Origin of the sequence: Robiginitalea sp. (assembly GCF_049588695.1) — a bacterium.
Lineage (GTDB): Bacteria > Bacteroidota > Bacteroidia > Flavobacteriales > Flavobacteriaceae > Robiginitalea.
Genome location: NZ_JBAVZJ010000554.1, coordinates 1 through 2,148 on the forward strand (window position 1 = coordinate 1; position 2,148 = coordinate 2,148).

General features: G+C 46.4%; 2 protein-coding genes. One reads left to right on the forward strand and one right to left on the reverse strand.

Translation table 11 applies throughout. The features are described from left to right. Positions 1 to 353: trehalase-like domain-containing protein (locus tag WBV75_RS12720; RefSeq protein ID WP_424120963.1), on the reverse strand; the 353-nt coding region annotated here is incomplete at its 3' end. Positions 354 to 454: 101 nt separating this feature from the next. Between WBV75_RS12720 and WBV75_RS12725 the strand changes: the two genes are divergently transcribed. Continuing rightward, a partial coding sequence (locus WBV75_RS12725) for a bifunctional alpha,alpha-trehalose-phosphate synthase (UDP-forming)/trehalose-phosphatase (protein ID WP_424120964.1) occupies positions 455 to 2,148 on the forward strand: 1,694 nt, incomplete at its 3' end.

Below are 2,148 nucleotides of genomic sequence, written 5' to 3' on the forward strand. Positions count from 1 at the left end.
GAAAACTCCGGGGCGCCCTTAACATGCCGGATATATCGAATAACCTCCGGGGGGGTGTGAAAACTTCCATCTCTTTTCTGGTACCGGGGCATAAAATCACGTACCTCAAAAATATCGGAGCCATTGCTATATCGGGTAATCAGTAGGGCGGTATCCTTTTTATAACGCTGGTTTATCTCGTATTGATCATCGACACAAATTTCAAAACACCCCCCTTTTTTTTCATCCAGAAGGCGTGCAAATACAGAGGAAGAATCAAATTCGGGCAAACAACACCAATCCAGGGAACCTGTCTTTGAAATAAGTGCAGCACTGCGGCAGTTCCCTATGATCCCGTAATCCAGATTATCCATACGTTGTCTTTGGTTTAATTCTTATAAAATTATTGGCTATGCGCCGTAATTTGACGAAATTTAGACAAATCCACGCCTAAAAAAGTTAAAAAGCCCCAATAATGCCCAAAACCATCATCCTTTCCAACAGATTACCGGTCCAATTGCAAATCAATGAAGGTGAAATGCAGGCCATTCCCAGTGTGGGAGGGCTCGCCACCGGAATGAAATCGGTACATCAGGAAGGTGAAAGCTTATGGATCGGGTGGAGTGGGCTCACGCGTGAGGAAATACCGGAGGCATTGGAACCCAGGATAGATCAGGCGCTACAGGAACACGGTTGTAGTAAAGTCCCCCTGACTGAGGCTGAGGTAGAGGGATTTTATTTTGGCTTCAGCAATAGAACTATTTGGCCCCTGTTTCATTATTTTCTGGAGTACTCGGAATTCGAGCTGTCCAACTGGAAAGTCTATGAGGCAGTCAACCGCAAATTTGCCGAGGCTGTTTTGGAAGAGGCCTCTGAAGATGATATACTCTGGGTTCACGACTACCAGCTCATGCTGGTTCCCCAGATGGTACGGGAGAAAAGACCTAATTTGTCTATTGTCTTTTTCCTGCATATCCCCTTCCCTTCCTATGAAATATTCCGTACCCTTCCCTGGCGGGAGGATATTCTAAGGGGTTTATTGGGAGCAGACCTGATTGGTTTTCACACCTATGACTACGAGCGCCATTTTTTAAGTTCTGTACGACGACTCTTGGGCCTTGAGGTGAATTTTAATGAAATTAACCTCGAAGACCGCATGACAAAGGTAGATTCTTTCCCAATGGGGATCGACTACACCAAATTCCATGAGGCGGCCCAAAAGAATGCCGGTCAGAAAGACGGGGAAGAATCAGACCTGCAAAGGCGCCTCGATGCCCATAAAGCATCAGCTCCGGATGCCAAATTTTTTCTCTCCATAGACCGTTTGGATTACTCCAAGGGAATTGCAAACCGTCTTAAAGCCTTCGAATACTTTTTACAGAAATATCCCGAATACAAGGAGAAAGTAAGGCTCATCATACTTGCCGTACCCTCCCGCTCCAAAGTGCCCCAATATCAATTATTAAAAAAGGAAATAGATGAACTCGTCGGCCGGATTAACGGGGAACTCTCCACGGTAAGCTGGACCCCAATCTGGTATTTCTATCGCTCCCTGGGTTTTGAGAACCTGGTAGATTTATATACCAGCTGCGATATCGCCTGGCTTACGCCAATCCGGGATGGGATGAACCTGGTCGCCAAAGAGTATATCGCCACGCGAACCGATAAGACAGGTGTGCTTATACTTAGTGAAATGGCGGGGTCGGCCAATGAAATGCACGAGGCCCTGTTGATCAATCCCAATAATTTTGAACAAATCGCCGATGCGCTGCACCAGGCAATCAATATGCCTGAAGAAGAACAAAAGGCCCGGAATACCCCGATGCAAAAGCGTTTGGCCCGCTACAATGTGGAAAAGTGGGCACAGGATTTTATGGATTCCCTACTATCGCACAGAGAAATGGATCCACCTTATGTGGCGCGAAGGCTTACGGTCGACCTCACCAATACCATGATGGAAAAGTATCGTAAATCGGGCAATCGTATCCTGTTTCTGGACTACGACGGTACCCTTGCCGGATTTAAAAACGATCCCCAAAAGGCGAGTCCGGATAAGGAGTTAATCGATATGCTGGATGCCCTTTACAAACAAAAAAGGACAGATATTTTTATCATCAGCGGAAGGGATAAAGATACCCTCGGGAGGTGGTTTGAAGGAAAGGGGTACTC